General features: G+C 66.7%; 3 protein-coding genes. All 3 read left to right on the forward strand.

Annotated features, from left to right (window positions below; translation table 11 throughout):
• On the forward strand, nt 1-426 hold a 426-nt coding region (locus tag K3F48_RS23755; RefSeq protein ID WP_222577907.1), incomplete at its 5' end, for a hypothetical protein.
• Complete coding sequence (locus K3F48_RS23760) at nt 426-878, forward strand: hypothetical protein (RefSeq protein ID WP_222577908.1); 453 nt, start codon at nt 426-428, stop codon at nt 876-878. The genes K3F48_RS23755 and K3F48_RS23760, both read left to right, overlap by 1 nt.
• Nucleotides 875-1,284, forward strand: a 410-nt coding sequence (locus K3F48_RS23765) for a phospholipase D-like domain-containing protein (protein WP_222577909.1), incomplete at its 3' end; no start/stop codon positions are given. The genes K3F48_RS23760 and K3F48_RS23765, both read left to right, overlap by 4 nt.

Here is a 1,284-nt window from a genome sequence, read left to right on the forward strand (position 1 = left end):
CGCGCATCACCTCGCGCGCCTGCGCGCGCCGATCGCAGCGAGGGCGGCGTGATGGCCCTGCCGACGCTCATTCTCGGTGCGTTCAAGCGCACACGCGTCGCCAGCCTGTCGAGTGAGCGACGCGACGCATTGGTGATTTCGACAATGACGCCCTGGGCAGGCTATCGCGGACACGATTTCCGCATGGATGTCCAGGATAGGCGAATGCTCGTCGCGCTGCTCGCCGTGCCGGGGCGAGTCGTGCGTCTGTCGGAAATGATCGACGCCGCCTATGGCGACCACGTCGGCGGAGGCCCAGAGAACACAAATAGCTCTCTGGGCGGGATCCGACAGACGCTTTCCTTCGTCTGCGCGATGATCGGCGCGCGCCTCGTGAAGAGCAACGGCGGCTGGAGCATCGAGCCTGTCGAGGAGAGGGCAGCCTGATGGTCGCCTATTCGTTCCAGAAGCGGTTCGCCGAGCCGATCGAAGCCGGCACGAAGCGCCAGACCATTCGTCCCGATCGCAAGCGCCACGCGCGGCCCGGCGAGGAGCTGCAGCTCTACACGGGCATGCGGACCAAGCATTGCAAGCACATCCGCCGCGCGCGGTGCAAGGGCGTCTATCCGATCGCGCTTTCGCCGCGTCGTCGCTGGGCCTGGGTCGGCGCCGGCTATGAATGCGCGTTTCTTCATGGAGAGCCACGCGACGCGTCGGAGATCGGTCTCGACCGCTACGGGCTCAGCGGGCGCTTCGTCACGCCTTATCTCGAGGCGTTCGCACGCGCCGACGGGTTCATTGGCTGGGGAGACCTCGCACGCTTCTGGTTCGAGCAGCATGAAGAGATGCGCGAGGAGCACTCCATTTTCACCGGCAAGATCATCGTGTGGGAACAATGAGAGCCATTACCCTTTTCCCCTTCCTACTCCTCGCTGCGCCTGCCGCGGCCGCCGAGTCCTGCCACATCGTGGAGCAGGGCTTCGCGCCGCGCGACGATCTCGAGGCGATCGACGTGCGGCTGATCGACGGCGCGCGCAGCCGCATCGACTTTGCGGCCTATGTGCTGACCTCGACGCCCGTCATTGACGCGCTCACTCGCGCGGCACAGCGGGGCGTCGTGGTGCGGGTCTATCGCGACGGGCGCGACGCCCGCCAACCGCGCAAGCTCGCCGAGGCGATCGACCGGCTCGCGGCCGAGCTGCGCGTCGAAATCCGCTACAAGGGCAGCCCCGCGCCCTTCATGCATCTCAAATCCTACACGGTCGACGGCCGCCTGCTGCGCACCGGCGCCGGCAATTTCACGCA

Source organism: Methylosinus sp. Sm6, from assembly GCF_019802345.1.
GTDB lineage: Bacteria > Pseudomonadota > Alphaproteobacteria > Rhizobiales > Beijerinckiaceae > Methylosinus.